The 25,546-nt window shown below is 56.4% G+C and carries 21 protein-coding genes; 14 read left to right on the forward strand and 7 right to left on the reverse strand.

Annotated features, from left to right (window positions below; all coding sequences use genetic code 11):
* Window positions 1-43: 43 nt before the first annotated feature.
* Window positions 44-1,084 (reverse strand): acyltransferase family protein, encoded by a 1,041-nt coding sequence (locus GN242_RS09730; RefSeq protein ID WP_195918327.1) that lies wholly within the window; start codon window positions 1,082-1,084, stop codon window positions 44-46.
* A 448-nt stretch (window positions 1,085-1,532) separates the two neighbouring features.
* Window positions 1,533-3,422, reverse strand: a complete 1,890-nt coding sequence (locus GN242_RS09735) for a sigma-54-dependent Fis family transcriptional regulator (RefSeq protein ID WP_154751275.1) — start codon at window positions 3,420-3,422, stop codon at window positions 1,533-1,535.
* Window positions 3,423-3,697: 275 nt separating this feature from the next.
* Between GN242_RS09735 and ssuD the strand changes: the two genes are divergently transcribed.
* From ssuD to GN242_RS09775, 8 genes are all read left to right on the forward strand, one after another.
* Window positions 3,698-4,870: an FMNH2-dependent alkanesulfonate monooxygenase gene (ssuD, locus tag GN242_RS09740; protein ID WP_154751274.1), complete on the forward strand. Its 1,173-nt coding sequence runs from the start codon at window positions 3,698-3,700 to the stop codon at window positions 4,868-4,870.
* Between the two features lie 45 nt (window positions 4,871-4,915).
* On the forward strand, window positions 4,916-6,307 hold the full coding sequence (locus tag GN242_RS09745) for an FAD/NAD(P)-binding protein (protein ID WP_156287375.1): 1,392 nt from the start codon (window positions 4,916-4,918) through the stop codon (window positions 6,305-6,307).
* Between the two features lie 101 nt (window positions 6,308-6,408).
* Complete coding sequence (locus GN242_RS09750; protein WP_156287376.1) at window positions 6,409-7,818, forward strand: LLM class flavin-dependent oxidoreductase; 1,410 nt, start codon at window positions 6,409-6,411, stop codon at window positions 7,816-7,818.
* Window positions 7,815-8,828, forward strand: coding sequence for a methionine ABC transporter ATP-binding protein (locus tag GN242_RS09755; RefSeq protein ID WP_154751271.1), 1,014 nt, complete (start codon window positions 7,815-7,817; stop codon window positions 8,826-8,828). Before GN242_RS09750 ends, GN242_RS09755 begins: the two co-directional genes overlap by 4 nt.
* Entirely contained in the window at window positions 8,825-9,529 is a 705-nt protein-coding gene (locus GN242_RS09760) for a methionine ABC transporter permease (RefSeq protein ID WP_154751270.1), read from the forward strand. The genes GN242_RS09755 and GN242_RS09760 overlap by 4 nt, the downstream gene beginning before the upstream one ends.
* Window positions 9,526-10,401 carry a MetQ/NlpA family ABC transporter substrate-binding protein gene (locus tag GN242_RS09765; RefSeq protein WP_156287377.1) on the forward strand — a complete coding sequence of 292 codons (876 nt, stop codon included), beginning with the start codon at window positions 9,526-9,528 and terminating at the stop codon, window positions 10,399-10,401. The genes GN242_RS09760 and GN242_RS09765 overlap by 4 nt, the downstream gene beginning before the upstream one ends.
* Before the next feature lie 185 nt (window positions 10,402-10,586).
* Complete coding sequence (locus GN242_RS09770) at window positions 10,587-12,050, forward strand: MFS transporter (RefSeq protein ID WP_154751268.1); 1,464 nt, start codon at window positions 10,587-10,589, stop codon at window positions 12,048-12,050.
* On the forward strand, window positions 12,043-13,248 hold the full coding sequence (locus tag GN242_RS09775) for an acyl-CoA dehydrogenase family protein (protein ID WP_154751267.1): 1,206 nt from the start codon (window positions 12,043-12,045) through the stop codon (window positions 13,246-13,248). Before GN242_RS09770 ends, GN242_RS09775 begins: the two co-directional genes overlap by 8 nt.
* Window positions 13,249-13,415: 167 nt before the next feature.
* On the opposite strand, the gene GN242_RS09780 is transcribed toward GN242_RS09775, so the two are convergent.
* Both GN242_RS09780 and aldA read right to left on the reverse strand, forming a co-directional pair.
* On the reverse strand, window positions 13,416-14,327 hold the full coding sequence (locus GN242_RS09780; RefSeq protein ID WP_197094792.1) for a sulfonate ABC transporter substrate-binding protein: 912 nt from the start codon (window positions 14,325-14,327) through the stop codon (window positions 13,416-13,418).
* 175 nt (window positions 14,328-14,502) lie between these two features.
* The gene (gene aldA / locus GN242_RS09785) at window positions 14,503-15,942 is read right to left on the reverse strand and encodes an aldehyde dehydrogenase (protein WP_154751265.1); all 1,440 of its coding nucleotides are present in this window, start codon (window positions 15,940-15,942) and stop codon (window positions 14,503-14,505) included.
* Between the two features lie 381 nt (window positions 15,943-16,323).
* On the opposite strand from aldA, the gene rhaT reads away from it, so the two are divergent.
* On the forward strand, window positions 16,324-17,358 hold the full coding sequence (gene rhaT / locus GN242_RS09790) for an L-rhamnose/proton symporter RhaT (RefSeq protein WP_154751264.1): 1,035 nt from the start codon (window positions 16,324-16,326) through the stop codon (window positions 17,356-17,358).
* 64 nt (window positions 17,359-17,422) lie between these two features.
* On the opposite strand, the gene rhaR is transcribed toward rhaT, so the two are convergent.
* Window positions 17,423-18,286, reverse strand: a complete 864-nt coding sequence (rhaR, locus tag GN242_RS09795; protein ID WP_156287379.1) for an HTH-type transcriptional activator RhaR — start codon at window positions 18,284-18,286, stop codon at window positions 17,423-17,425.
* Window positions 18,287-18,297: 11 nt separating this feature from the next.
* Window positions 18,298-19,122: an HTH-type transcriptional activator RhaS gene (gene rhaS, locus GN242_RS09800; protein ID WP_156287380.1), complete on the reverse strand. Its 825-nt coding sequence runs from the start codon at window positions 19,120-19,122 to the stop codon at window positions 18,298-18,300.
* A 309-nt stretch (window positions 19,123-19,431) separates the two neighbouring features.
* Between rhaS and rhaB the strand changes: the two genes are divergently transcribed.
* From rhaB to rhaM, 4 genes are read left to right on the forward strand one after another with little or no spacing between them, the layout of a single operon-like run.
* Window positions 19,432-20,904, forward strand: a complete 1,473-nt coding sequence (gene rhaB / locus GN242_RS09805) for a rhamnulokinase (protein WP_156287381.1) — start codon at window positions 19,432-19,434, stop codon at window positions 20,902-20,904.
* Window positions 20,901-22,157 (forward strand): L-rhamnose isomerase, encoded by a 1,257-nt coding sequence (locus GN242_RS09810; protein ID WP_154751261.1) that lies wholly within the window; start codon window positions 20,901-20,903, stop codon window positions 22,155-22,157. The genes rhaB and GN242_RS09810 overlap by 4 nt, the downstream gene beginning before the upstream one ends.
* Window positions 22,158-22,166: 9 nt before the next feature.
* A complete protein-coding gene (gene rhaD / locus GN242_RS09815) occupies window positions 22,167-23,009 on the forward strand; it encodes a rhamnulose-1-phosphate aldolase (RefSeq protein ID WP_156287382.1) in 843 nt (280 codons plus the stop codon).
* On the forward strand, window positions 22,999-23,313 hold the full coding sequence (gene rhaM / locus GN242_RS09820) for an L-rhamnose mutarotase (protein ID WP_156287383.1): 315 nt from the start codon (window positions 22,999-23,001) through the stop codon (window positions 23,311-23,313). Before rhaD ends, rhaM begins: the two co-directional genes overlap by 11 nt.
* Before the next feature lie 101 nt (window positions 23,314-23,414).
* Here the strand turns inward: rhaM and hpxO are convergent, their stop codons facing one another.
* Window positions 23,415-24,572: an FAD-dependent urate hydroxylase HpxO gene (hpxO, locus tag GN242_RS09825; protein ID WP_156287384.1), complete on the reverse strand. Its 1,158-nt coding sequence runs from the start codon at window positions 24,570-24,572 to the stop codon at window positions 23,415-23,417.
* Window positions 24,573-24,826: 254 nt separating this feature from the next.
* Here hpxO and GN242_RS09830 point away from each other — a divergent pair, with 254 nt between their 5' ends.
* A complete protein-coding gene (locus GN242_RS09830) occupies window positions 24,827-25,459 on the forward strand; it encodes a hypothetical protein (RefSeq protein WP_154751257.1) in 633 nt (210 codons plus the stop codon).
* Window positions 25,460-25,546 lie beyond the last annotated feature (87 nt).

Here is a 25,546-nt window from a genome sequence, read left to right on the forward strand (position 1 = left end):
ACCATCAGGAGAAAGGGCCGGATAACTCCGGCCCTTTTTAGTTTCAGCCTGCTTTAAAGCGGAATGCCATGGTGGTTCGTTTTTCAATCAGCCAGTAGATGAGATAACCCACCACGGCGGAGGCGACGCTTAATATCACCATCGCCAGATAGAGGGTGACGGTACCGGGTGTCGGTATCAGCACATGCAGCACTTTCTCCAGTGCACCCATAAACAGACGGTGGCAGAGATAGATAGAGTAAGAGGCCAGACCGATACCGGTAGCGATGCGCGTTAAACGGGTCTGACGCCCGGAAGAAAACTCCAGTCCGGTCAGCATAAAGAAGCAGAGCGAGAGCAGCAGCAACTGCGGGAAACCCTGCAACCACAGCGTAGATATTGCCAGCAGCACCACAATCACGGTAAGGGAGAGTGCACTGTGGGCATAGCGCTGACTCAGGCGTTTTTGCAACATAAAGCAGCTAATCCCGCTGAGGAAATAGAGCATAATTTCGTTAGTATAAAATTGTGACCAGGGCTGCCGGGGATTGGCTAATGCGCCGCAGACCACCAGTGCAACTATGGTGATAAAAATAAACTGCATGCCACTACGGCGGCTGAACAGCATGCCAACAGCAAATACCAGATAAAACAGCATTTCATAGCAGAGCGTCCAGCCCACCGATAATACCGGCGTTAGCGTATCCAGCTCTTTAATATACACCGAAGGAATAAACAGCAATGAAAGAATATCATCGATCGGCGTTAATATTGTCGACGGGAACCAGCCCGGATTAACCACCCAGGCCATAATAGTAATCAGGGTGAACAGATAATACATTGGCAGTATACGGACAAGGCGTTTTTTGACAAACAGCCCCATCTTGCCCTGACCGAAATCTTCCCAGTGCACACAGGCCATCAGATAGCCGCTGATCATAAAAAACAGATATACGCCGAGTTTCCCCACGGCACCGCCATAGCCGAACAGCCCGGTAAAATAAGCTGGCGTTAGCTTGGCGGAAAAACTTTCAGCATGACATACGACCACCAGCATACAGGCAATGGCCCGCAGATATGTAATCGACAGAATATTATTTTTCACCACCAATCTCCCATGGAGTTGTTGTTTTAGGAATTGATATAGAGGTTGAATATTAAAATAAGAAATACGCATTTAATATTGGTATTAAAGCTTATGAAATCTGGCGTGGTTTCCCTGGTGTTGTAGCTAAATAGTATTAATCGCGCTGCGTAATATAACCGGCTGCGACAAATAAACTCTACCTCAGCAATAAACTAAATTCCAAAGATAAAATTATTGCTGCGGCTATTTAAGAATTAGTCGCAGATGATCGGAAAAAACATATCAGCATTTTCTCACCAGACCTGTTAGCTTTTTTAATGGTTATAAGATTCAGTACAGTCTGTTATCCTGCGGTTTTCCTTACAGTAATCTTACGCAATCCTTACAATGGCCGAAAAAAACATCACCGCCGTTGAATTATTTTGCCGTGATATTAAGGCAAGATTCAGCCAGGCTAATGATTACCTTAATCACGCCACACGGCATCACGGACATTCACCGCTTTAGGCAGCAGCCCCAGTGCGAAAAAACGATCAGCAATCGCCTGCTGGGCGCGGATCGCTGACAGATCCATTCGCCGGGTTTGATGGCTGCGCCGCAGCAGCGCATGCGACAGCGCCTGCGGCGACAGGCCGAGTTCAGCAGAGAGCAGGGCGGCCGCTTCGCTGCGGTTGGCATCGATATAGCTGCCGGTCTGTACCAGCGCGGCCAGCAGCTGATGCAGCAGATCGGCAGAGTGAGCAGCAAAATCCCGGTGTGCGAGGTAGAACTGATGGTTGTTAACCCGGCCGCGCCCGTCGGCGATCACCCGCAGCTGGTTACCCTGCTCGGCATCGCTCAGTAGCGGATCCCACATCATCCACGCATCAACGGCATGATGATCGCTGGGTGTCAGAGGATATTTGGGCGGTGCGTAGAGTACGCGGACATCGTTTAGCGTCATGCCCGCTTCATCCAGCATCTGCACCAGCAGGTAATGCACATTGGAACCTTTATTCACCGCAATCCGCCTGCCGCGTAAATCGGCAATGGTCTGGATTGGGCTATCCTGCGCCACCAGCAGGGCCACACTTTGCGGTGCCGCCGGTTCCCACGCCACATAGAGCAGCGGGCTGTTACCTGCCTGAGCAAAGACCGGCGGAACCTCGCCGGTGGTACCAAAATCTATTTCGCGATTATCCAGGGCATGCAGCAGCTGAGGCCCGGCGGGAAACTCACTCCACAGTACGCTGATACCGCGATGGGCAAAGGCTCCCTCCAGGCTCTGACGGGCTTTTAAAATGCCGAGGTTGCCGAACTTCTGGTAGCCGATACGCAGCACGCGATCCTGAATATTCTGCTGCGTAATATCGCGCCGCTCTCCGCTTGCCAGGCTGCGGCGTGCTTTAATCAGTCCGAGGTGGCCAAGATGGGTGCGCAGTGTGTTACGGCTGATCCCCAGCAGTGCAGCGGCCTGAAGCTGATTCTCACCGCTCAGTTCAAACGCGTTTCGCACCAGCGCATCCAGCACCCGTTGATAGAGCGGCCCGCTATCGCTTTGCAGCTGCTGGCGCAGAAACGTATCCAACGCCTGTTCGCCGATCGGCTGCTGCTCAAGAACTTCCGTATTCAGCCTGAGCTGATGGGGCTGAATCAACGGCTCTTTACTCAGCAATACGGCGTTATGCAGGGTATTTTCCAGCTCACGCACATTCCCCGGCCAGGCGTACTCCATCAATGTGGCGAGGCTCTCTGCGCTCAGGCGCAGCTGCGGTCGCCCAAGACGGCGGGCATACAGCGTGAGAAAATGATCCGCCAGCAGCGGAATATCTTCGCGCCGCTGACGCAGCGGCGGCAGGGTAACCGCCGCGACATTCAGACGATAAAACAGATCCTCACGGAAGCGACGTTCGCGAATAGCGTGGGCAAGATCGACGTGGGTAGCGGCAATCACCCGCACGTTAACCTTGACCGGGCGGCGCGAACCCACGCGCGTCACTTCGCGCTCCTGCAATACACGCAGCAGCTTAACCTGCAACGGCAGGCTCAGTTCACCAATTTCATCCAGCAGCAGCGTGCCGCCTTCGGCCGCTTCGAACCAGCCCTGATGGCGTTCTGCCGCACCGGTAAATGCTCCTTTCTCATGGCCGAACAGCTCAGACTCCGCCAGGCTTTCGGTCAGCGCACCGCAGTTCACCGCAACAAACGGCTGCGCCTGGCGCGGGCTGTGATGATGGAGGTAACGCGCCACCACCTCTTTCCCGGTGCCGGTTTCTCCCACAATCAGCACCGTGGCGTCGGTGGGTGCCAGCCTGTCCAGTACGCTTTGAAACGCAATGGAGGCGGGATCGATCAGTAACGGGCCGGGGTGTGACATGCTGAATTCCTGGTCGGGGGATGAGGAGGCAAGAGTATCCTGGCCTGCACACGGCGGCGAGAGGGTGAGCGGGCGGTTTGCTGCAATTGCAACAGCAGCCTGACAATACCTGCTGCATTTGCAACATTTTTACCGCTGTTATCTTCCTGCTAATGCACTGATAAATATGATTATTTACAAGAATTACAGTTGGCACACTTCCTGCTAATGTTTTTATAACCAAAGCGTAACTTTGTATCGAATAAATTCAGATATAGTTATATAGGAAACAGATAATGAGCGAGTCAGCGCAGGACAATATCAACGTATTCTGGTTTCTCCCGACCCACGGAGATGGCCGCTACCTCGGCACCACTGAAGGCGGGCGTCCCGTCGATCTGCCGTATCTCCAGCAGGTGGCACTGGCCGCCGACAATCTCGGCTATTACGGCGTGCTGATCCCCACCGGCAAAAGTTGCGAAGACTCCTGGCTGGTTGCCGCCGCGCTGGCGCCAATCACCAAACGCCTGCGCTACCTGGTTGCGGTACGTCCGGGCCTGCAACCGCCGAGCCTGGCGGCCCGTATGGCCGCCACGTTGGATCGCCTGTCAGAGGGGCGATTACTGATAAACGTGGTGACCGGCGGCGATCCGGTTGAGAACAAAGGGGACGGTATCTTCCTGAGTCACGCTGACCGTTACCAGGTTACGCGGGAGTTTCTTGAGGTCTACTCGCGTCTGCTTAAGGGCGAAAAAGTCGATTTTCACGGTGAGCATATCCGCGTGGAAGGATCGGAAATTCTGTTTCCTCCGGTTCAGGAAGATGGCCCGCCGCTCTACTTTGGCGGCTCTTCCGATGAAGCCATTGACGTGGCGGCGAACCAGATTGACACCTACCTTACCTGGGGTGAACCGGTAGCTCAGGTGGCGGAAAAGCTGGCGGTAGTGCGGCAGCGGGCTGAAGAACGGGGACGGCAGTTAAGCTACGGTATCCGCCTGCATGTGATTGTGCGCGAAACTGAAGAGGAAGCCTGGGCCGCGGCCGACCGACTGATTGCCCATCTGGATGATGACACTATCGCCGCCGCGCAGAAAATTTTTGCCCGTATGGACTCCACCGGTCAGGCGCGTATGAGCGCGCTGCACAGTGGTTCCCGCGACGATCTGCGTATTGGCCCGAACCTGTGGGCGGGGGTGGGCCTGGTACGCGGCGGTGCAGGCACCGCGCTGGTGGGTAGCCCGCAGCAGGTGGCCGATCGTATCCGCGAATATCAGGCGCTGGGCATAGAGAACTTTATTCTGTCGGGCTATCCGCACCTTGAAGAAGCTCACCGTTTTGCTGAACTGGTCATGCCGCTGCTGCCGCTGGCCTCGAATGCAGAAAAACGTCAGCGTACGGTGAATACCGGGCCGTTTGGTGAAACCATCGGCGGCGATCGTCGTCCGGCTAAACATAGCAGTGCCAGTTGATGGCATCGGCTGAGAGAACCTTTTTCCCCGCTGTGGAGTTTAATAATGACTGAGCGTCATATCGTTATTGTCGGCGGTGGCTTTACCGGCACCGCAGTGGCCATCCATCTGGCAAGGCTCGGTGACGCCGGGCTGACGGTAACGGTTATTGAACCGCGTGCGCAGCTGGCACAGGGGGTGGCCTACGGCACTCGCGATCCGTCGCACCGCATCAATGTTCCGGCGGATCGTATGCAGCTGTCGGCGGCAGAACAGGGCGATTTTGATCGCTGGTTCCGCGCGTCACCGGCTTATCAGGCCGATGCTGACGCGCGCTGGCAGGATGGCAAGGTGTATCCTCAGCGCGGTCAGTTTGGCGCGTATATCGCTGAACAGTTCGCCCGTGCACAGCAGCACTCAGCGGTCAGGCTGCATCACCTCTGCGACCGTGCGGTGGCGCTGGAACAGGGCGTGGTGACCACGGCGCTGGGCAAAAAATTGGCGGCGGATGAGGTGGTACTGGCCATCAGTCATCCGCCTCCGGCGCTGCCGCGCACGGTGGCGCTGGCGCTGGAAGGGCATCCGGGGCTGATTGCCGATCCCTGGCGGCAGGATGCGCTGGCAGGGATAGCCAGCGACGAGCGGGTGGCGATTATGGGCAGCGGCCTGAGTATGTCAGACGTGGTGGCAACGTTACAACGTCACGGCCATCGTGGGCCGGTGTTGGCATTTTCGCGCCGGGGCCTGCTGCCGCGTCCGAATCTCAGCGGTGAGTTTGACCCACGACCATTAGATTATCAGCAGCCACAGCCGTCCGGCGTTCGCGCCTGGCTGCGCCGTATCCGCAAGGAAGTTGCCCTTGCCGCTGAACAGCAGCTGCCCTGGCAGCTGGTGCTTGATGATATTCGCCTTAACGGGCAGCGCATCTGGCAGCAGCTGTCGCTCAATGAGCAGCGCCGTTTTCTGCGGCATCTGCGCCCCTGGTGGGACGTCCATCGCTATCGTATTGCGCCACAGGTGAGTGCGGTGCTGGAGCAGTGGCAGCAGAGCGGGCAGCTCTCGGTCAATGCCGCTCGCCTGGCCGCAGTTAATGCCCGCGGCGCTGAGATTAAACTGCTGCTGCAATCACGCGGCGCGGTGCCGCAGAATCTGACTGTTGATCGCCTGATTATCACTACCGGCCCGGCTCACGGCGGACTGCTGCAAAGTGATGCGCTGCTGCATCAGCTGGCTTCAGCCGGGATCATTCAGCCCGATCCGCTGGCGCTCGGCATTCTGGTTAACGGCCATTCGCAGACCCTGCGGCAGGACGGCAGGGCCAATCCGCATCTGTATGTTGCCGGCCCGGCGGCCCGTGCTTATTTCGGCGAGCTGATGGGGCTGCCCCAGGTGGCGGAACATGCTGAAAGTGTCGCGCGGCAGCTGCTGGGGCGCGATGCAGAGCGATGTCCCGGCTGACGCGTTACTGCACCGAAAAACACCTTCAACCCTGAATCATTCGAATTGCCATTACCTGCAACGGGCGGGCTGGATCCGGCCGTTTAAAATCTGGAGTGTCTATGTCTCAACAACGTGAAATTCGCCTGAATGCCTTTGATATGAACTGTGTCGGCCACCAGTCGCCGGGCCTGTGGGCGCATCCCCGCGATCGCTCTGCGGAGTATAAGGATCTGAGCTACTGGACCGATCTGGCGCGCCTGCTGGAGCGCGGTAAGTTCGACGGCCTGTTTATTGCCGATGTGCTGGGGGTGTACGACGTGCTTAACGGCGATAACGCCGCAGCCATTCGTAACGCCACTCAGGTGCCGGTCAACGACCCGCTGGCGCTGATCACGCCTATGGCACTGGTGACGGAACATCTTGGCTTTGGCCTGACTGCTTCGCTCTCATTTGAGCATCCGTATCCCTTTGCCCGTCGCATTTCCACACTCGATCATCTGACCAAAGGGCGTATTGGCTGGAATATTGTCACCTCCTATCTGGAGAGCGGCGCACGTAATATCGGCCATCAGTCGCAGACCGATCATGATGCCCGTTACGACTACGCCGACGAATACCTTCAGGTGATCTACAAGCTGCTGGAAGGGAGCTGGGAAGAGGGGGCAATTCTGCGCGACCGTGAGCGGCGTATCTTCAGCGACCCGGGCAAAATCCATCCGATTAACCATCAGGGTACCTTCTTCCAGGTGCCGGGTATTCATCTGTGCGAACCGTCGCCGCAGCGCACCCCGGTGCTCTATCAGGCCGGGGCGTCCAGCCGGGGCAAACAGTTTGCCGCGGAACATGCAGAGTGTGTATTTGTTGCCGCGCCATCGAAAGTGTTGCTGAAGAAAACCGTGGCGGATATTCGCCGCCGGGCGGCAGAAGCCGGACGCGATCCGCGCAGCATCCTGATCTTCAACCTGCAAACGGTCATTGTTGATGAGACCGACCAGGCCGCCCAGGCAAAATGGCAGGAGTATAAAAGCTATGTCAGCTACGAAGGCGCGCTGGCGCTGATCTCCGGCTGGACGGGTATCGACTTCGGGCAGTATCAGCCTGACCAGGTGCTGAAGCATCTGCACACCAATGCTATTCAGTCGGCGGTGGAGACCTTCTCGACGGCGGATCCTGACCGTCAGTGGACGGTACAGGCGCTGGCGGACTGGGTGGGCATTGGCGGCTTTGGCCCGCTGCTGGTGGGCAGTGCACAAACCGTAGCCGACGAGCTGCAAAGCTGGGTGGAAGAGACCGACGTCGACGGCTTTAACCTCGCCTACGCGGTCACCCATGAAACCTTTAGCGATGTGGTGGAGCACCTGATCCCTGAGCTGCAAAAACGCGGCGTCTATAAAAAAGAGTACCAGCCCGGCACCTTGCGCGAGAAATTATTCAATCAGGGCGCACGTCTGGCGACTCCGCATCCGGGTGCAGGCTACCGGCGTGAAACCCGGCCCGTCACACAGGCGGAAGATGAGGTCACGCCATGATTGAAATCGACGGCCTGCGAAAACAGTATCACACAGCCGGGGGGCGTACGGTTGAAGTGCTGAAAGGCATTTCATTGACGGTACCCGCAGGCTCCATCACCGCGGTGGTTGGGCCGAGCGGTGCCGGAAAATCGACGCTGGCAAAGTGCATCAGCCTGCTGGAGCGCCCGAGCTCTGGCAGCATCCGCGTAAACGGTGAGGATCTGTCGCGGCTGTCCGGTGCTGCACTGCGACGTGAGCGCCGCGCAATCGGCACAGTATTTCAGTCATCTGCGCTGCTGCAACGCAAAACAGCCTGGGAAAATGTTGCGCTGCCGCTGGAGTGGCTCGGCGTGGTGCCGGGAGAGATAAAACGCCACGTCGGACAGCTGCTGGAGAGTGTCGGCCTGTCGGATAAAGCAGACAGTTATCCGGCGCAGCTCTCCGGCGGCCAGCGTCAGCGCGTTGGAATTGCCCGCGCACTGGCGCTGAAACCTTCAGTACTGCTGGCTGATGAAGCCACCTCGGGGCTGGATCCCCAGGCTACTGCGGCCATTCTGCTGCTGCTGAAACAGCTGCGTCAGCAGTTTGGACTCTCGATCATCTTAATCACTCATGAGATGGATGTGGTACGCAGTACCGCCGATGCAGTTGCGGAAATCCGCGATGGTCAGCTGGTGCAGCAGGGGCCATTACAGCAGCTGCTCAGTAGCCCCGATTCTGCCCTGGGCGCGCAGCTTTTCCCGCTGCGCCCGGTAGATGCTGCGGGGGATCTGCAACTGCGTTTGACCTGTGCGCCGCCGCTGGCAACCGACTGGATCAGCCGGCTCAGTGTGCAGCACAACTTACAGGTCGATCTGCTGGCGGCCCATGTGGAAGAAGTTTCCGGTCAGCTGGCAGGAAGGATGCAGATTGCCGTGCGTTTTAACCAGCGTCCGCTGGCACCGCAGGCGCTGATTGATGCGCTGGCGCAGCTGGGAATGAAGGCACAAATCATGGCAGAGCGCCCGCGCTTGCAGGAGGCCGGATGAAACCTGTTGATGTCACCAGTCAGGATACCCCCTGGAACCAGATCCACCAGCTGATGTTGCCCGCCTATGGTGAAACCTGGCTGATGGTCGGCATTGTGATGCTGTTTGTCGTTACCCTCGGCGGCACGCTGGGCGTGGTGCTGTTTAACACCTCACGCCGCGGATTATTTCCTCAGCCAGGACTGAACCGCAGCCTGAGCTGGCTGGTAAATATTGGCCGATCGCTGCCGTTTCTGGTGCTGATGGCAGCGATTATTCCCTTCACCTTCTGGCTGACCGGGACGACTATCGGCATTCCTGCGGCGGTTATCCCGATGATTGTGGCCGGAACGCCGTTCTTTGCCCGACTGGTGGAGAATGCGCTGCGTGAGCTGCCGCCGGAAGTGACCGCCGTAGGGCTGGTATCCGGCGGTTCTCGCTGGCAGGTAATTACCGGGGCGCAGCTCAGTGAGGCGCTGCCCGCTATCGTGGCGGCGATCACCCTTAACGTTATCTCGATGATCGAATATTCCGCCATCGCTGGCACCATCGGCGCGGGAGGTATCGGCTATCTGGCGGTGGTCTATGGCTACCAGCGTTTTGATAATCACATCATGATCGCCACGATTGTGGTGCTGATTGTCACTATCCAACTGATTCAATTTATTGGCGACCGCGTGGTGGCCGCACTTCAACACTCACAGGGTACACATTCATCATGACGCAGCAGAATTTTGAACTGAAAAAGAAAAAAACCTGGCCGTGGCTGGCAGCCATAGTGGCAATCGTGCTGATCGCCGTTCTCGGCTGGTACTTCAGCGCCCAGCAGCGCCACAGTGTGACTTTTGGCACTACGCTGAAAGTGCATTTTGAACCTGCCATGGCGGGCGAGCAGCGACTGATTGAATATGTCGGCCAGCATATTGCGCCGGACTACGGCATCAGGCTGGAAGCGGTTGGGCTTCAGGATCCGGTACAGGCCGACCGTGCGGTGGCTGAAGGTCAGTACGCCGCAACGGTATATCAGCACCAGTGGTGGCTCAAGCAGGTAGTGGATGCGAATAAATTTGAGCTGACATCAACCCTGCCTCTGTTCCAGTGGGCGTTTGGTATCTATTCCGATCGTTATAAAACCATTGCCGACCTGCCTGAAGGGGCGGAAATTGTGGTGCCGAACGACGGTGCCAACCAGGGGCAGGCGCTCTGGCTGTTGCAGCGTATCGGTCTGATTGGTCTTGACCCGTCAGTGGAACCACGTACGGCGAAATTAAAAGATATTAAAGAGAACCCGCATAAATTTAATTTTAAAGAACTCGATCTGCTCACCATGCCGCGTGCGTTAAATTCTGTTGATGCCGCTATTGGTTATGTTTCACAGTTTGATGCCGGGAAAGTATCTCGTGATAAAGGCATATTATTCCCACCAGCGCCCAGGACATTTGCTTCGCAGCTGGTCATTGGTACGCCTTATTTAAATGATGAGAATATTATTAAACTGAAAAAAGCCTTTGCCGATCCGCGTGTGCAGCAGTGGTTAAAAGAGAGTGACGATCCGCTGGTGCAGGGGGTATTAGTTCCGGTCTCTGATAAATAATATTGTAGTTTCTCAATAACCGGATCGGCGAAAGCCTTTCCGGTTTTTTGTGTTGCCGTTATTAAGCAATTTCCTTATTTAATTAGCTGTTATTTAAATCATATTTTGTTGTTTGTTATTACAGTCCCCCCTCTTTATAAAGGTACTGCCTGCTAATAAATAATATTAAATATATCGAGGATACTATGAGTACATTAAATATTGATGATGGCATTGCTTTACCGCCATCTCACTCAACACCGGTTCGATCCGTCAGTGATGTGGCACAGTTAATCAATACCAGCACCAGTAAAAACAGCTATGCACGCTGGATCGTTTTCCTTGCTCTGGGCGGAGTGTTTCTTGATGCCTATGACCTGACCACGCTCTCATATGGAATTGACGATGTGGTGAAAGAGTTCGGCCTGACCCCGACGATTACCGGGCTGGTAACATCTTCAATTATGATTGGTACTATCGTCGGCAATTTAATCGGTGGCTGGCTGACCGATAAATATGGCCGTTACTCGGTGTTTATGGCCGATATGCTGTTCTTTGTTGTCTCTGCAATCGCGGCCGGATTAGCCCCTAACGTCTGGGTACTGATTGGTGCCCGTTTTCTGATGGGGATTGGGGTAGGTATCGATCTGCCGGTGGCAATGGCCTATCTGGCGGAGTTCTCGAAATTTACCGGCAAGGGTAACAAAGCCGCACGACTGGCGGCCTGGTGCCCGATGTGGTACGCCGCCTCATCCGCCTGTTTCTTTATTATTTTCGCCCTCTATTTCCTGCTGCCTGCTGAACATGCCGACTGGCTGTGGCGCGCGTCACTGCTGTTTGGTGCGGTACCCGCGCTGATTATCATCGCTGTGCGCAGCAAATTTATGAATGAATCACCGCTGTGGGCTGCCAATCAGGGTGACCTGGAGGGGGCGGCGCGTATCCTGCGTGACTCCTACGGCATTACCGCCCATGCGGCTGAACCTGATGAAAAAAATGCGGTAAAACCCGTTCCGCCAAAGGTCAGCTTCCGCGTGCTGTTCCAGAAGCCGTACCGCGAGCGCACCATCGTCACCGCTGTAATGAATATCTGTATATCGTTTGAATATACCGCCATTGCCTTCTTTTTGCCGTCGATCCTCGCACAGTTTCTTGGCGCAGGCGTGTTTGAAACCATCTCTGCATCGCTGGGGCTGAATGCGCTGTTTGCGTTTACCGGCGGTCTGCTGGGGATGCGTCTGGCGTGGAAATTCCCGTCGCGCCACGTGGCTATTGCCGGTTTTGCCCTGCAATTTATTGCGCTCATCTCACTGGCGCTGATTGGCCATCCGAGCGCCACTCTCGGCGTGGTGTTTGCCATTCTGATGCTTGGCCTGTGGCTGTTTGCTGAAGGTTTTGGGCCTGGGGCGCAGATGATGATCTATCCGGCGCTCTCCTATCCCACCCATATCCGCGCCACCGGCGTAGGTTTTGGCCGCTCTCTCTCCGGCGTGGGCAGTGCGCTGGCGCTGTTTATCCTGCCGATTTTACAGGCCACCTTTGGCACCAATATGTTCTGGATTGTCTCGCTGGCCGCGATTATCCCGATTATTTTCCTGCTGGTGATCCGTTTCGAACCCACGAAGCAGGACATCGACGACCAAACCGAAACTGGAGAATCCCATGTCTGAATCCGCTGCTGATTACACCGCACTGGCCGCCCGTTTTCGCCCGATCTTTGCCCGCATTGCTGAAGGTGCAGCCGGGCGTGAAGTGAACCGTACTCTGCCGCTGGAGCCGATTCGCTGGCTGAAAGAGGCAGGTTTTGGCACTCTGCGTATCCCGCTGGAACAGGGCGGTTTTGGTGCCACACTGCCGCAGCTGTTCCAGCTGCTGACCGAGCTGGCCGAAGCGGATTCCAACCTGCCGCAGGCGCTGCGTGCCCATTTTGCTTTTGTTGAGGATCGGCTGAATCAACCGGACAGCGAAGAGCGCCAGCGCTGGTTCCGCCGCTTTATTGACGGTGAGCTGGTCGGCAGCGGCTGGACGGAGATCGGCAATCTGAAACTGGGTGAGGTGATCACCCGCGTGTCGCCGTCGGATAACGGCTGGCTGCTCTCCGGCGAGAAGTTCTACAGCACCGGCACTCTTTACGCTGACTGGATTGATGTTTACGCCCGGCGTGATGATAACGGACGCGATGTCATTGCGCTGGTCAATACGCACCAGCCAGGGGTGGAGCGCGAAGACGACTGGGATGGTTTCGGCCAGCGCCTGAGCGGCAGCGGTACCACCCGCTTCCATCAGGCGCAGGTTGAGCAGGCGCATGTGTATGATTTTAGCGAGCGTTTCCGCTATCAGACGGCGTTCTATCAGCATGTATTGCTATCGACGCTGGCGGGAATTGGTCGTGCAGTAAAACGCGATGCCGCCGCAGGGGTTGCCAGCCGCAGGCGTGTCTACAGTCACGGTAATGCAGGCCAGGTGAAAAACGATGTACAGGTGTTGCAGGTGGTCGGGCAGATCTCCAGCTGGGCCTACGCGGTGGAAGCCGCAGTTCAGCAGGCCACGCACGCGCTGCAACGTGCTTACGAACTGCATGACAGCGGCGATGAGGCGTTGATTCAGCAAGCTAATGTGCTGGCCGAACTGGAATCCGCGCAGGCGCAGGTGATTGCCAGCGAGCTGATCCCCCGTGCCGCCAGCGAACTGTTTAATGCGCTGGGGGCCTCGGATACCCGCGTCAGCAAGGCGCTCGACCGCCACTGGCGCAATGCGCGCACCGTGGCGTCTCATAATCCGGTGATTTATAAAATTCGTAATGTCGGGGACTGGGAGGTTAATGGCAAACAGCCGACGTTTATCTGGCAGATTGGGAATGGGGAGTAGGGGGCAAAGGGATCCCGGGAATACGCCTCGTCCTGTGTTGGTGGGTCAGGCATGCCTGACCCCTGCGACAGATATTAATGCGTTTCGCAGGGGCGAGGTGCGTATCGTAGGGGCGAGGCACGCCTCGTCCTGTCCCGTTCCGCCTCGCCCTGTGCTCGTCCCTGCGGTTATTTATCCAGCGACCACGTTGCGGAACTCACATCCACCTTCACCGGCAACAACCCAATCTGCGTAAACTTATCTGCCAGCGCCTGCTGTTGCTTGAATACCTCAGGCGTCATACGTTCGGCACCGTACGGCATTCTGGCCAGTGCCCGCTGCCAGATAAGCTGCGGTAGCCCGGTTGAGGTCGAGAGGATTTTAGCCGCTTCTTCCTGATGGGCGTTGGCCCAGGTACTGAGCGAGCCAAGCTCATCCACCACCTGCTTTGCCGTCTGCGGATAAGTCTCAGCAAACTTGCGGCTGGCAAGATAGAAGGTGTAGTGCGGCACCAGACCTTCAGCGTTTTTTATCAGGCGTGCGTGGGCATTGGTTTCCACCTCCGCATAGTACGGATCCCAGATTACCCAGGCATCCACCGCGCCGCGCTGAAATGCCGCGCGGGCATCAGCCGGAGGCAGGTAAACCGGGGTGATATCTTTGTAGCTCAGGCCCGCATCTTCCAGCGCACTGACCAGCAGATAGTTCACATCTGAACCTTTATTCAGCGCCACGCGTTTCCCTTTCAAGTCCGCTACGCTTTTAATCGCTGAGTTTTCCGGCACCACGATCGCCTCGGTTTTAGGATTTGCCGGGGAGTGTGCCAGGTAAACCAGATCCGCCTGCGCCGCCTGGGCAAAGGTCGGCGGGGCATCGCCGGTAGCAGCCAGATCGATACTGCCAACGTTCAGCCCTTCCAGCATCTGCGGCCCGGCTGGAAACTCCACCCATCGCACGGCGATACCCTGTTTTTTAAACTGCTCGTCGAGCGTACCGCGATACTTCAGCAGCGCAAAGATATTGGCTTTTTGATAGCCAATATTGATTGTTTTCGGCGCAGGCCCGGCGGCGGCGGCAGATAATGAGATGCCAAGAACCATGCTGGCAATCAAACCGCTGAGTAATGCTTTCTTCATGTTATTTCCCCAGGTAATAAGTGCAGTGGGAAAAACATAACAAAATGCATGAGGGGGTCTTAACGAGTAGATCTGATAACGATAGATGCAGAGCGAATAACGACAGGGCAACCCGGCTGACGAGTCGCCCCTGGTGAGTTTATTGATATTGCAGATAGGCAACGTGCGTTTGCAGATATTCCTCCAGGCCATGACGACCATCGGCTCCGCCAATCCCTGACTTACGCCAGCCTGCGTGGAAACCCTGCATTGCTTCGAAATGCTCGCGGTTAATGTAGGTTTCACCGAACTTCAGCTGCTTCAGGGCCAGCATGGCGGTGTTAAGGTTCTGCGTAAAGATTGACGATGTCAGGCCATATTCGCTGTCGTTAGCCAGCGCGATGGCTTCATCCAGCGTGCTGAATTTCATCACCGGCAGCACCGGCCCAAACGTCTCTTCCTGCATAATGTTCATCTGCTGTGTGACATGGGTCAGCAGGGTAGGCTCGAAGAAGAAACCTCTGGTGCCTGCACGTTTACCGCCGGTCACCACTTTTGCCCCGGCATCCACCGCCGCCGCGACTTTTTGCTCCACGCGTTGCAGCGCTGCCGCAGTAATCAGCGGCCCCATATCCAGCCCTTTCTGCACCGCCGGGTCACCCCATGTTACCTGTTTAAATGCCGCGCTCAGGCGCTCAACTACCTCATCATAGACGCCGTCCTGCACATAGAGACGCTCGGCGCAGTTACACACCTGTCCGGTATTGATCATCCGTGAGGCCACAATCGCTTTAACCGCCAGCTCAAGGTTGGCATCATTCATCACGATTACCGGTGCTTTACCGCCTAACTCCAGCGACACTTTTGTGATGTTCTGCGCTGCCGCCTGCATGGTGGCGATCCCGGCACCGACGCTGCCGGTCAGACTGACCAGGCCAACCTTTGGATTTGCCGCCAGCTCATGACCCACCACCGGACCGTAGCCGGTGACCAGATTAAATACCCCGGCAGGCAGGCCGATCTCATCGACTATTTGCGCAAAGATCATCGCATTGTTCGGCGTCAGTTCGCTGGGTTTAACCACAATGGTGTTGCCGGTCAGCAGTGCCGGAGCCGCTTTACGTGCAATCAGGAAGAAGGGGAAATTCCACGGCAGAATACCGGTGGTGACGCCGATGGCTTTCTTAAACACCAGGATATTCTCCTGCGGGCGATCGCTCTGCACGATTTCACCCTCATAGCGGCGCGCCCACCCGGCCATATAGTCGAGATAATCCGCCGTAAAGAACACTTCGGTCTCCGCCAGTTCCTGAGTTTTTCCCCCTTCAGCAACAATAGTGGCGGTCAGCTCTGCGGCGCGCTGGCGGATACCCTGGGCAATTTTTTGCAGCCAGTTACCCCGCTCAACGGCAGGCAGTGCCTCCCAGGCTGGCTGTGCTGCGGCAGCGGCATCAATGGCGCGCCGGGCATCTTCAGCGCTGCCTTCAGGAATACGCGACAGCACTGCTTCCGTCGCCGGATTGATCACCTCGATCCAGCGATCGGCGCGGTTTTCGACAAATTCACCATTGATATACATCTGTTGCTGAACTGGGTTCATGGCAGCTTCTCCGTGACACACTTTTTAGAAGGTTGTTAATTAACAGCATAAAAACTGTTGCAGGCCTGAGAAGGTGCAATAGCGCAGGGCGAATCACCTTGATGTGGCTGCCATCAATGAGAGCTGGCTGGCAAAATCAGCAAGAAGCCCGTGCCGGAGCTGGCATTTTTAACATTTAGTGATAAATATGAGCAGTTTAGGGAAATATCCCGTTTCGGGGCATGACGATGACCCAGATGAGTGAATTGTGACAACGGTCGACGGGAGGCACTGAATTTTGCCATCTTTGTTCCGGCCAGGGCAGCCAGCCTAAGGTTGCTTACCACCTCTTCTACGTAGACTCCTTCGTCAACAGGGCAAACAACAACGAAGGAATAAAAAATGAGTGAAGCCATCGTCTCGGGAATTATGTGGCATCTGGTGGGGGCTGCCAGCGCCGCCTGCTTCTATGCACCGTTTAAGAAAGTCCGTAACTGGTCATGGGAAACCATGTGGTCGGTGGGGGGGATCATGTCATGGATCCTGCTCCCCTGGGCGGTCAGCGCCATTCTGCTGCCAAACTTCTGGGCCTATTACAGTTCATTCTCACTGTCGCAGCTGATGCCGGTGTTCCTGTTTGGCGCCATGTGGGGGATCGGTAACATTAACTACGGCCTCACTATGCGCTACCTCGGCATGTCGATGGGCATTGGCATCGCCATCGGCATCACGCTGGTGGTGGGAACGCTGATGACCCCGCTGATCCAGGGGCGCTTTGTTGAGCTGTTCAGCTCCGCCGGAGGGCGCATGACGCTGCTTGGCGTACTGGTGGCGCTTGTCGGGGTGGCGATTGTCTCCCGGGCGGGGCTGTTAAAAGAGCGGGCGATGGGGATCACCGCCGAAGAGTTCAACCTGAAGAAAGGGCTGGTGTTAGCGGTACTCTGCGGGATCTTCTCTGCCGGTATGTCATTCGCGATGGATGCAGCCAGGCCGATGCATGAAGCCGCAGCCGCGCTGGGTATCGATCCACTCTACGTGGCATTACCCAGCTATGTGGTGATAATGGGCGGCGGCGCGCTGGTTAACCTCGGCTTCTGTTTTATACGCCTGGCAACTCAAGCGAACCTGTCGGTGAAGGCGGACTTCTCCGTGGTGAAATCGGTGCTGATAGCTAACGTCGCACTGTCGCTGCTCGGCGGCACCATGTGGTATTTACAGTTCTTCTTCTATGCCTGGGGTCATGCGCGTATCCCTGCTCAGTATGACTTCGTCAGCTGGATGCTGCATATGAGCTTCTATGTACTGTGCGGCGGTCTGGTCGGGCTGATTCTGAAAGAGTGGAATAACGTGGGGCGTAAGCCAGTAGGTGTATTGAGCGTTGGCTGTTTTGTGATAATCCTGGCGGCCAACATTGTCGGTATGGGTATGGTCTCCTGACGGCTGCTGAACGGGTAACATATCAAGGGCTGGCCATCTGGTCAGCCCTTTTACATGGCGGTGATTATGCTTTTTCAGATCCTGTGTGTAACTGCGGGCTGCGCACAAATCGCTGACGCCAGCCGCTGGGCGTCATGCCCGTTTCGCGGGTAAACACCACGGAAAAGTAGTTACTGTCGTCAAAGCCGCAGCGTGCAGCGACTTCACCGATCAGACATTCGCTGGTGCGCAGCAGATGTTTTGCCTGGCACAGCTGTAACTGCCGTAAATAGTGACCAACGGTCATCCCGGTTTGCTGACGAAAAAGCTGTTTTAACGCACGTTCTGACAGCTGATGCTGCGCGCAAAAAGTGGCGAGATCGAACGGCAGAGCAATCTGTCCCTGAATCGCCGCCATCAACAGATCGAGCTGTTCACCTTCAGGCATTTGCCAGGCGCGGTCGGAAGCATAGCGATGGCGCTTGAGCACTAATGCCAGCTGCAAAAACAGGGCTTCGGTGAGCTGGCGCGACAGTACATCACTTTTGCGGCTCTCCTGCTCCAGCTGCTGGATCACACCGCGTGCCAGTGCCATACCTCGCGTGGTTAAACGCCAGGCGGAGGAGTCAGCTGGTGGCAGCAGCTGCTGCCAGTCCAGGCTTAACTGAAAGCGCTCCGGGCAGTAGATAATATTATCCAGCGCCAGCTCATTTACCGATTCATAGCTGTGGCAGTCACTGGCGCTGATATAGAAGATATCCCCGCAGGTGACCAGCCAGGGCCGGTCATTCATCACATGCAGGCCGTTACCGCGCCATACCAGCACAATCTCATTAAATTCATGAACGTGAGGCGGAAAGGAGGGTTGAGAGGTGCGTTCCGCCACCGCTACAGGCATCTGTTCCGACGGTAAATAATCAGCTTTTGCCAGCCGCAGGGGAGCAGTCACGGGTCACCTCATCAGTTGTTTTGTCGCAGTGTACGTGGAGAAGAGCCAAATTCGCGTTTAAACAGCGTGGAAAAGTGATTGCTGTCACCAAAACCACAGTGAAAGGCAATATCTGTTACGCGCATTTCACTGTGCCGCAGCAGATGGCGCGCCTCCAGCAGACGCAGGCGATTAAGATAACGCTGCGGAGTACTGCCGGTTTGCTGCTTAAGCTGGCGATGCAGGGTGCGCAGCGATAGCGAGAAGCGGTCGGCCAGTTTTTCCCACTCTATATCCTCACTGTAGTGATCCGCCAGCCAGTCCAGCAGCCCGCGCAGACGGCCATCCTGGTCGTCACTGCTGGCGGCACTGCATCCCTGACGTAACAGCACCAGCAGGCGCATAAAGTTCATCTCCTGTTCAGCCTGGCAGGCCATGCTGTCATTGAGCGGCGGCAGTTCTAACTGGTCAATCAGCTGCCTGGCCTGTGCCAGCACCTTATTGCCGATGCGCCAGTGGGAGGAGTAATGCCCATCCTGCTCCTGAGGCAGCAGATGCTGAAGACCCGAGAGGAAACGAAACGATTCCGGCCCGCGATACAGCACGTTAGTCAGGCAGAGATTCTCCGTCTGTTCGTACAGATGGCGGTCATGGCTGCGCACAAAGCAGACGCAGCCGCTGCACAATGGCTGTGACTGGCCGTTAAAGACATGAATCCCTGATCCCTGTTCAACAATGACGATTTCATGAAAATCATCGTGATGATGTTCCGGAAACACGCCCTGCGGTGCACGCGGCTCAATGGCCACCGGGAAGTGCCCGGTCGGGAAGAAATCAACGCTGTGTAAGACGGTCATGATCGTTTCCTCTTTAACATTCAGGTAACAGAGTCTACGCAGCGCGGAAAAAAGGCACCTTGAATTTCTGACAGTGAAAGCGGCTATCCCGGTGATATTTTTAAGAAAGTACCGGGGAAAAGTGAGAAATGCGGCCAGCGTCACATCCTCCATTTCACCGCCATAAAACTGTTCTGCCACGGTTTTGTGAGCTGCTTCACGTACATCTTTGTCATGCTGCCAGCGGCCAGATCCGGTTGGCAGTAACAAGAAGGTAGCTAAATCAGGCTCTTTTACACTGGTGACATTGAATCATCAGGAAGCTATTACATGAGCCTTCGTCACTTTGTTGCCATCGATCTTGGTGCTTCCAGCGGTCGCGTTATGCTGGCACAGCACGACTCACACAGCGGTGAAATTACGCTGAGTGAAATCAGTCGCTGCGTCAATCAGCTGGTCACGATTGATGATCGTCAGTGCTGGGATCTTGATGCACTGGAACGGTTTATTACCGCCGCACTGGAAAATATTGACCGGCAGGGCATTGTGCCGGAAAGCATCGGTATTGATACCTGGGCGGTGGATTACGTGCTGCTGGATGCGCAGGGCGGACGCGTCGGGCCTCCCGTTGCCTATCGCGATGACCGTACCCACGGCGTGATGGCTCAGGCCTGCCGTGAGCTGGGGCTCGACGCTATTTATCAGCGCACCGGTATCCAGTTCCTGCCATTTAATACGCTTTATCAGCTGCGGGCGCTGTGCCGCGATCGCGCTTCCGATCTGGCACGGGTCGCTTATGCACTGCTGATCCCTGACTATCTGCATTACCGGCTGACAGGCCAGCTTAACTGGGAATATACCAACGCCACCACCACTCAGATGCTGAATATCACCAGCGGTGAGTGGGATGCAGAGCTGCTGCGCTGGAGCGGGGCGAATCCCTCCTGGTTTGGCAAGCCGTCGCAGCCCGGCCGACGGGTGGGCGTCTGGAGCAGCCCGTCAGGAAAAGAGATTCCGGTGGTGGCGGTTGCCACCCACGACACCGCCAGCGCGGTGCTGGCAACCCCGCTGAACGGTGAAAACGCAGCCTATCTCAGTTCCGGAACCTGGTCATTAATGGGGTTCGAAAGCCGCCAGCCTTTTACCAGCCAGGCCGCGCAGGATGCCAATATCACCAACGAAGGCGGGGCCGAAGGGCGCTTTCGGGTGTTGAAAAATATCATGGGCCTGTGGCTGCTGCAGCGCGTATGCGACGAGCTGGCCATTACCGACCTCTGTCAGCTGATTGCTGATGCCGAACGGCAGCCCGCCTGCCAGTGGCTGATTAACGCAAACGATGAACGCTTTATTAACCCGTCCAGCATGGTGCGTGAAATTCAGGATGCCTGCGCCCGTCAGCAAATGCCGGTGCCGGCGACTCCGGCGGAGCTGGCGCGCTGCATCTTCGACAGCCTGGCATTTTGTTACCGCCAGGTGTTGCTCGAACTGGAACAGCTGCGCGGCAGACGCTTCAGCCAGCTGCATATTGTCGGCGGTGGCTGTCAGAACCAGTTTCTCAACCAGCTCTGTGCCGATGCCTGTGGCATTCCGGTCTTCGCCGGCCCGGTGGAAGCTTCCACGCTGGGTAACATCGGCAGTCAGCTGATTGCCGCCGGAGCAGTGGCGGATGTCACGGCTTACCGCCAGCAGCTGAGTCAGCATTTCCCCCTTATCCGTTTTGACTCTCACGGTAGTGATCTGTTTCGCCGCAATCTGCCGCGCTTCCAGTCACTGACCTCTTCAGCAAAGGAGCTTTGTATATGACCCAGGCAATCGAACAGGCTTTCGCCCTGGCTAAACAGCGTTTCGCCGAGATCGGTGTAGATGCAGAAGCCGCACTGGTACAGCTCGATCAGCTGCCCGTTTCCATGCACTGCTGGCAGGGCGATGACGTGCGCGGTTTTGAAAACCCGCAGGGCGCGCTGACTGGCGGTATCCAGGCCACCGGTAACTATCCGGGCCGTGCGCGTAATATCGAAGAGCTGCGTTCTGACCTTGACCAGGCAATGGCGCTGATCCCCGGGCCAAAACGCCTTAACCTGCATGCGATCTATCTGGAAAGCGATCAGGCGGTAAACCGCAATGAAATCAAGCCACAGCACTTTGCCGGCTGGGTAGCCTGGGCGCGCGATCGTCAGCTGGGCCTGGACTTTAACCCAAGCTGCTTCTCACATGAGCTGAGTGCCGATGGCTTTACCCTCGCGCACGGCAACGCTGAGATCCGCCAGTTCTGGATTGAGCACTGCCAGGCGAGCCGCAAGGTGTCGGCTTATTTTGGTGAGCAGCTGGGTTCCGCCTCGGTGATGAATATCTGGGTACCGGACGGAATGAAGGATCTGACCGTTGACCGTCTGGCACCGCGCCAGCGTCTGATGGAGTCGCTGGATAAAGTGATCGGGGAAAAACTGAACCCGGCCCATCATATTGATGCGGTGGAGAGCAAGCTGTTTGGCATCGGTGCAGAAAGCTACACCGTTGGCTCAAATGAGTTCTGCCTTGGCTATGCCGCCAGCCGCCAGACCGCGCTTACCCTTGATGCGGGCCACTTCCATCCGACAGAAGTTATCTCCGATAAGATCTCCACCGCCATGCTGTACGTGCCGCGCCTGCTGCTGCATGTCAGCCGTCCGGTGCGCTGGGACAGTGACCACGTGGTGCTGCTGGATGATGAAACCCAGGCGATTGCCAGTGAAATCGTGCGTCAGCGGCTGTTCGACAAAGTACATATCGGCCTCGACTTCTTTGATGCATCAATTAACCGTATTGCCGCCTGGGTTATCGGTACACGTAATGCAAAAAAAGCCCTGCTGCGTGCGCTGCTGGAGCCGGTAGAGATGCTGAAAGCGCTGGAAAACGACGGTGACTACACCGCACGTCTGGCGCTGCTGGAGGAGCAGAAATCCCTGCCGTGGCAGGCGGTATGGGAAGCCTGGTGTCTGCGCCACGATGTTCCGGCCGGGGCCAGCTGGTTAAAAGATGTGCGTCACTACGAACAACAGATTCTCAGCCAACGTTAAGGATGTAATATGAAAAAAATTCTCGATTCCTGGTTTGTTCAGGGGATGGTTAAAGCCACCACCGATATGTGGCTGAAGGGCTGGGATGAACGTAACGGTGGTAATGTTTCGCTGCGTCTGTTGGATGAAGAAGTGCAGCCGTTTGCGGCAGATTTCGATCGTCAGCCGCGTACGCTGGAACTGAGCCAGCCGGCCCCTCAGCTGGCCAATGACTGGTTTCTGGTTACCGGTTCTGGCAAATTTTTCCGCAATGTGCAGCTCGATCCGGCCGACTGTCTGGTGCTGCTGCGCGTCAGCGAAGATGGCCGGGCCTTTACCATCCACTGGGGACTGTCCAACGGTGGCGTGCCAACGTCAGAGCTGGCGTCACATTTCCAGTCCCACAGCGTGCGTAAGCAGCTGACTAACGGTGCAGACCGCGTGATTATGCACTGCCACGCCACTCATTTTATGGCGCTCAGTTACGTGGTGGATCTCGATTCTGCCAGCTTTACCCGCCTGTTATGGGAAGGCAGCACCGAGTGTCTGGTGGTATTTCCGGACGGTGTGGGAATTATACCGTGGATGGTTCCGGGAACTGATGGCATCGGCAGCGCCACCGCCGAGAAGATGCAGTCACATACGCTGGTGATGTGGCCGTTCCACGGTATTTTTGGCAGCGGGCCAACGCTTGATGAGACTTTCGGTCTGATCGATACGGCAGAGAAATCCTCAGAAGTGGTGGTGAAAGTGCTGTCGATGGGCGGCATGAAGCAGAGTATTACCACGGACGAACTGGTGGCGCTGGGCGAGCGTTTCGGTGTGAAACCCTGGCGCGCGGCGCTGGAAGCGAAGCACAGCCATGTTGCGTAAAGCCTTTGTTATGCAGGTGCATCCTGACAAGCATCAGGAGTATCAGCAGCGGCATAACCCCATCTGGCCGGAGCTGGCGCAGACGCTGAAGGATCACGGGGCGCATCACTACAGTATATTTCTCGATGCGCCGCGCAATCTGCTGTTCGCGGTAGTGGAGATTGAGTCTGAGGAGCGCTGGAACGCGGTGGCGGAAACCGAGGTGTGTCAGCGCTGGTGGCGATCGATGAGTGAGCTGATGCCGTCGAATGCGGATAGCAGCCCGGTCAGTGCCGGGTTGCAGTCAGTGTTTTATTTAGAGTGATAGCAGCCATTGAATTCCGCAGGGCGGGGTATGCCTCGTCCTGCGTCTGCCGCTGGCACCCGTGCCTTCTCTTACCAGAAACCCCCGCAGCCAAAACTAATCTACGCCAGTGGCCCGCCCTGGATGGTCTCACACATGCCGCTGATAATCCGATCGCCGTTCTCCTGCCTTAATCCCGCATACCACTCGGCAGTTACAGCAGGATCTTTTGCATGGGTAACATCGCAGCGCTTACGTGCCTTCAGTACCAGCTCTTTCACCCGGTCGGCACGCTTAAGCTGATAGCGCAGCAGGGAGTCTTCAATACTCAGCGAATTACTTTGCAGTGCCATCGCCAGCACTACTGCATCCTCCATTGCGGCGCAGCCGCCCTGGCCGATATCTGGCGTGGTGCTGTGCGCCGCATCACCCAGCAGCGCTACGCGGCCGTGAACCAGCCGGGCAAACGGTTCAATATCGTGGATCTCCACGCGGTTAGTGGTTTCCGGATTAAGCTGCGCGATAAGGTGCTGAACCGGGGCCGCCCAGCCGGAGAAATACCGCGACAGATCGTCGCGCAGACTGCGGCGATCCTCTGCTAAACCCTTTGGCAGCGGTACGTCAAAAAAGAAGTAAAAACGATTGCCGGCAATGGGCATCAGCGAGACACGTTTACCTTCACCCACAAAGGTCGTCCAGTGATCGGCCGCCGCCAGCGACTCATCAATTTCCACCAATCCGTTCCAGTTAACATAACCCGCATAACGGCGTTCGGCTGCATGGCCCAGTACAGACTGGCGGATCACCGAGTGGGTGCCGTCGCAGGCAATCAGCAGGTCGCCGGAGGCGGTAGTGCCATCGTCAAAATAAGCGGTGACACTGTCACTTTTTTGTTCAACACGGCTTACGCGCTTGCCGAACTGGACTTTATCTCTCCCCCAGTTATCCAGCAGCATCGCCTGAAGTTCAGCGCGTGCGACCGGGTAAGGGCGTTCGCCCGAATCCTGCACCAGCGGCTCCAGACTAAACTGCGTCAGAGTCTCCGCGCTCTGGTAATCTTTATAGGCCATATAGTGCATCGGGCCGCCAATGGCACGCAGGGCATCTTTCATTCCCAGATAGTTGAGGCATTTAACACCGTTAGGCCAGATGGAGATTGCAGCGCCAACCGGCTTAATCTCTTTCACCGCTTCAAACACCACGCTATCAATCCCGCAGCGTTTCAGCGCAATAGCTGCACACATGCCACCAATACCGGCACCAATGATAATTGCTTTCATCTGTTTCTCCTTCACGAGTCTGCCAGTAATCAAGCAATTTCCATACCAGCCCCCGGTCAGGCAGAAAGTGCCGTCTGGCGGACTCTGTCAGCCAGGATGAAACAAAGGGTGCAGCAGCTCGCGGCGCAATAATAATGCATTGCACGATTATGGTGCCTTACGCGTGAAACTTTTGTACTGCGTTAACAGGTTTGACTGGTAATTTCTGGAATATTTGCCACAGTAACCTTCTGCCCCCTCACTGAGATGCTGTTATGACCATCATTGCCTGCCTGCATGCAGCCAGAAGCAATATAGAAGTATTTGAACAGGCGTTAACCGTGCTGGATTATGACGACGTTCAGCTTTTGCACCGCGTGGAGAGCGAGCTGTTTGCGCAGACGCAGGGGGAGGATGGCGTGACTGCCGATATTGTTGCCGCCACGCGTCAGGCTATTGAAGAACTTTGCCAGCAGGCCGATGCGGTGATTGTCACCTGCACCACGCTGGGCGTAGCAGTGTGGGAGGCTGAGTTCAGTAAACCGGTGCTGCGTGTCGATGCCACGCTGGCGAAAATTGCCTCACGTTATCACGGTACTATTCTGGTGCTGTGTACCGCGCAGTCAACGCTGGAGTCCACCACTCAGCTGTTCAGCGCCTTTATCCCCGGCGATCGGCTCTATGTTGAGCTGGTTCCCCGCGCCTGGGCCTGGTTTAATCAGGGAGACATTGACGGTTATCACCAGCAGATTGCTGACTATATTCAGCAGCGCCCTGAGTGCGCTCTCGGTTGCATCGTGCTGGCGCAGTCCTCAATGAGCGGGGCTGAAAAACGGGTGAACAGCACGCTGGCGGTACTGAGCGGCCCCCAGGTAAGTTTGCAGGCTGCTCTGGATATTGTTGATTAACAGCGGGCCAGATATGGGAAAAAAACAGTAGTGTCAATGCGTAGAATGCTTATGCTTGTAAACACAAGAAGTTATATAACTGTGATT

The organism is Erwinia sorbitola (assembly GCF_009738185.1).
Lineage (GTDB): Bacteria > Pseudomonadota > Gammaproteobacteria > Enterobacterales > Enterobacteriaceae > Erwinia > Erwinia sorbitola.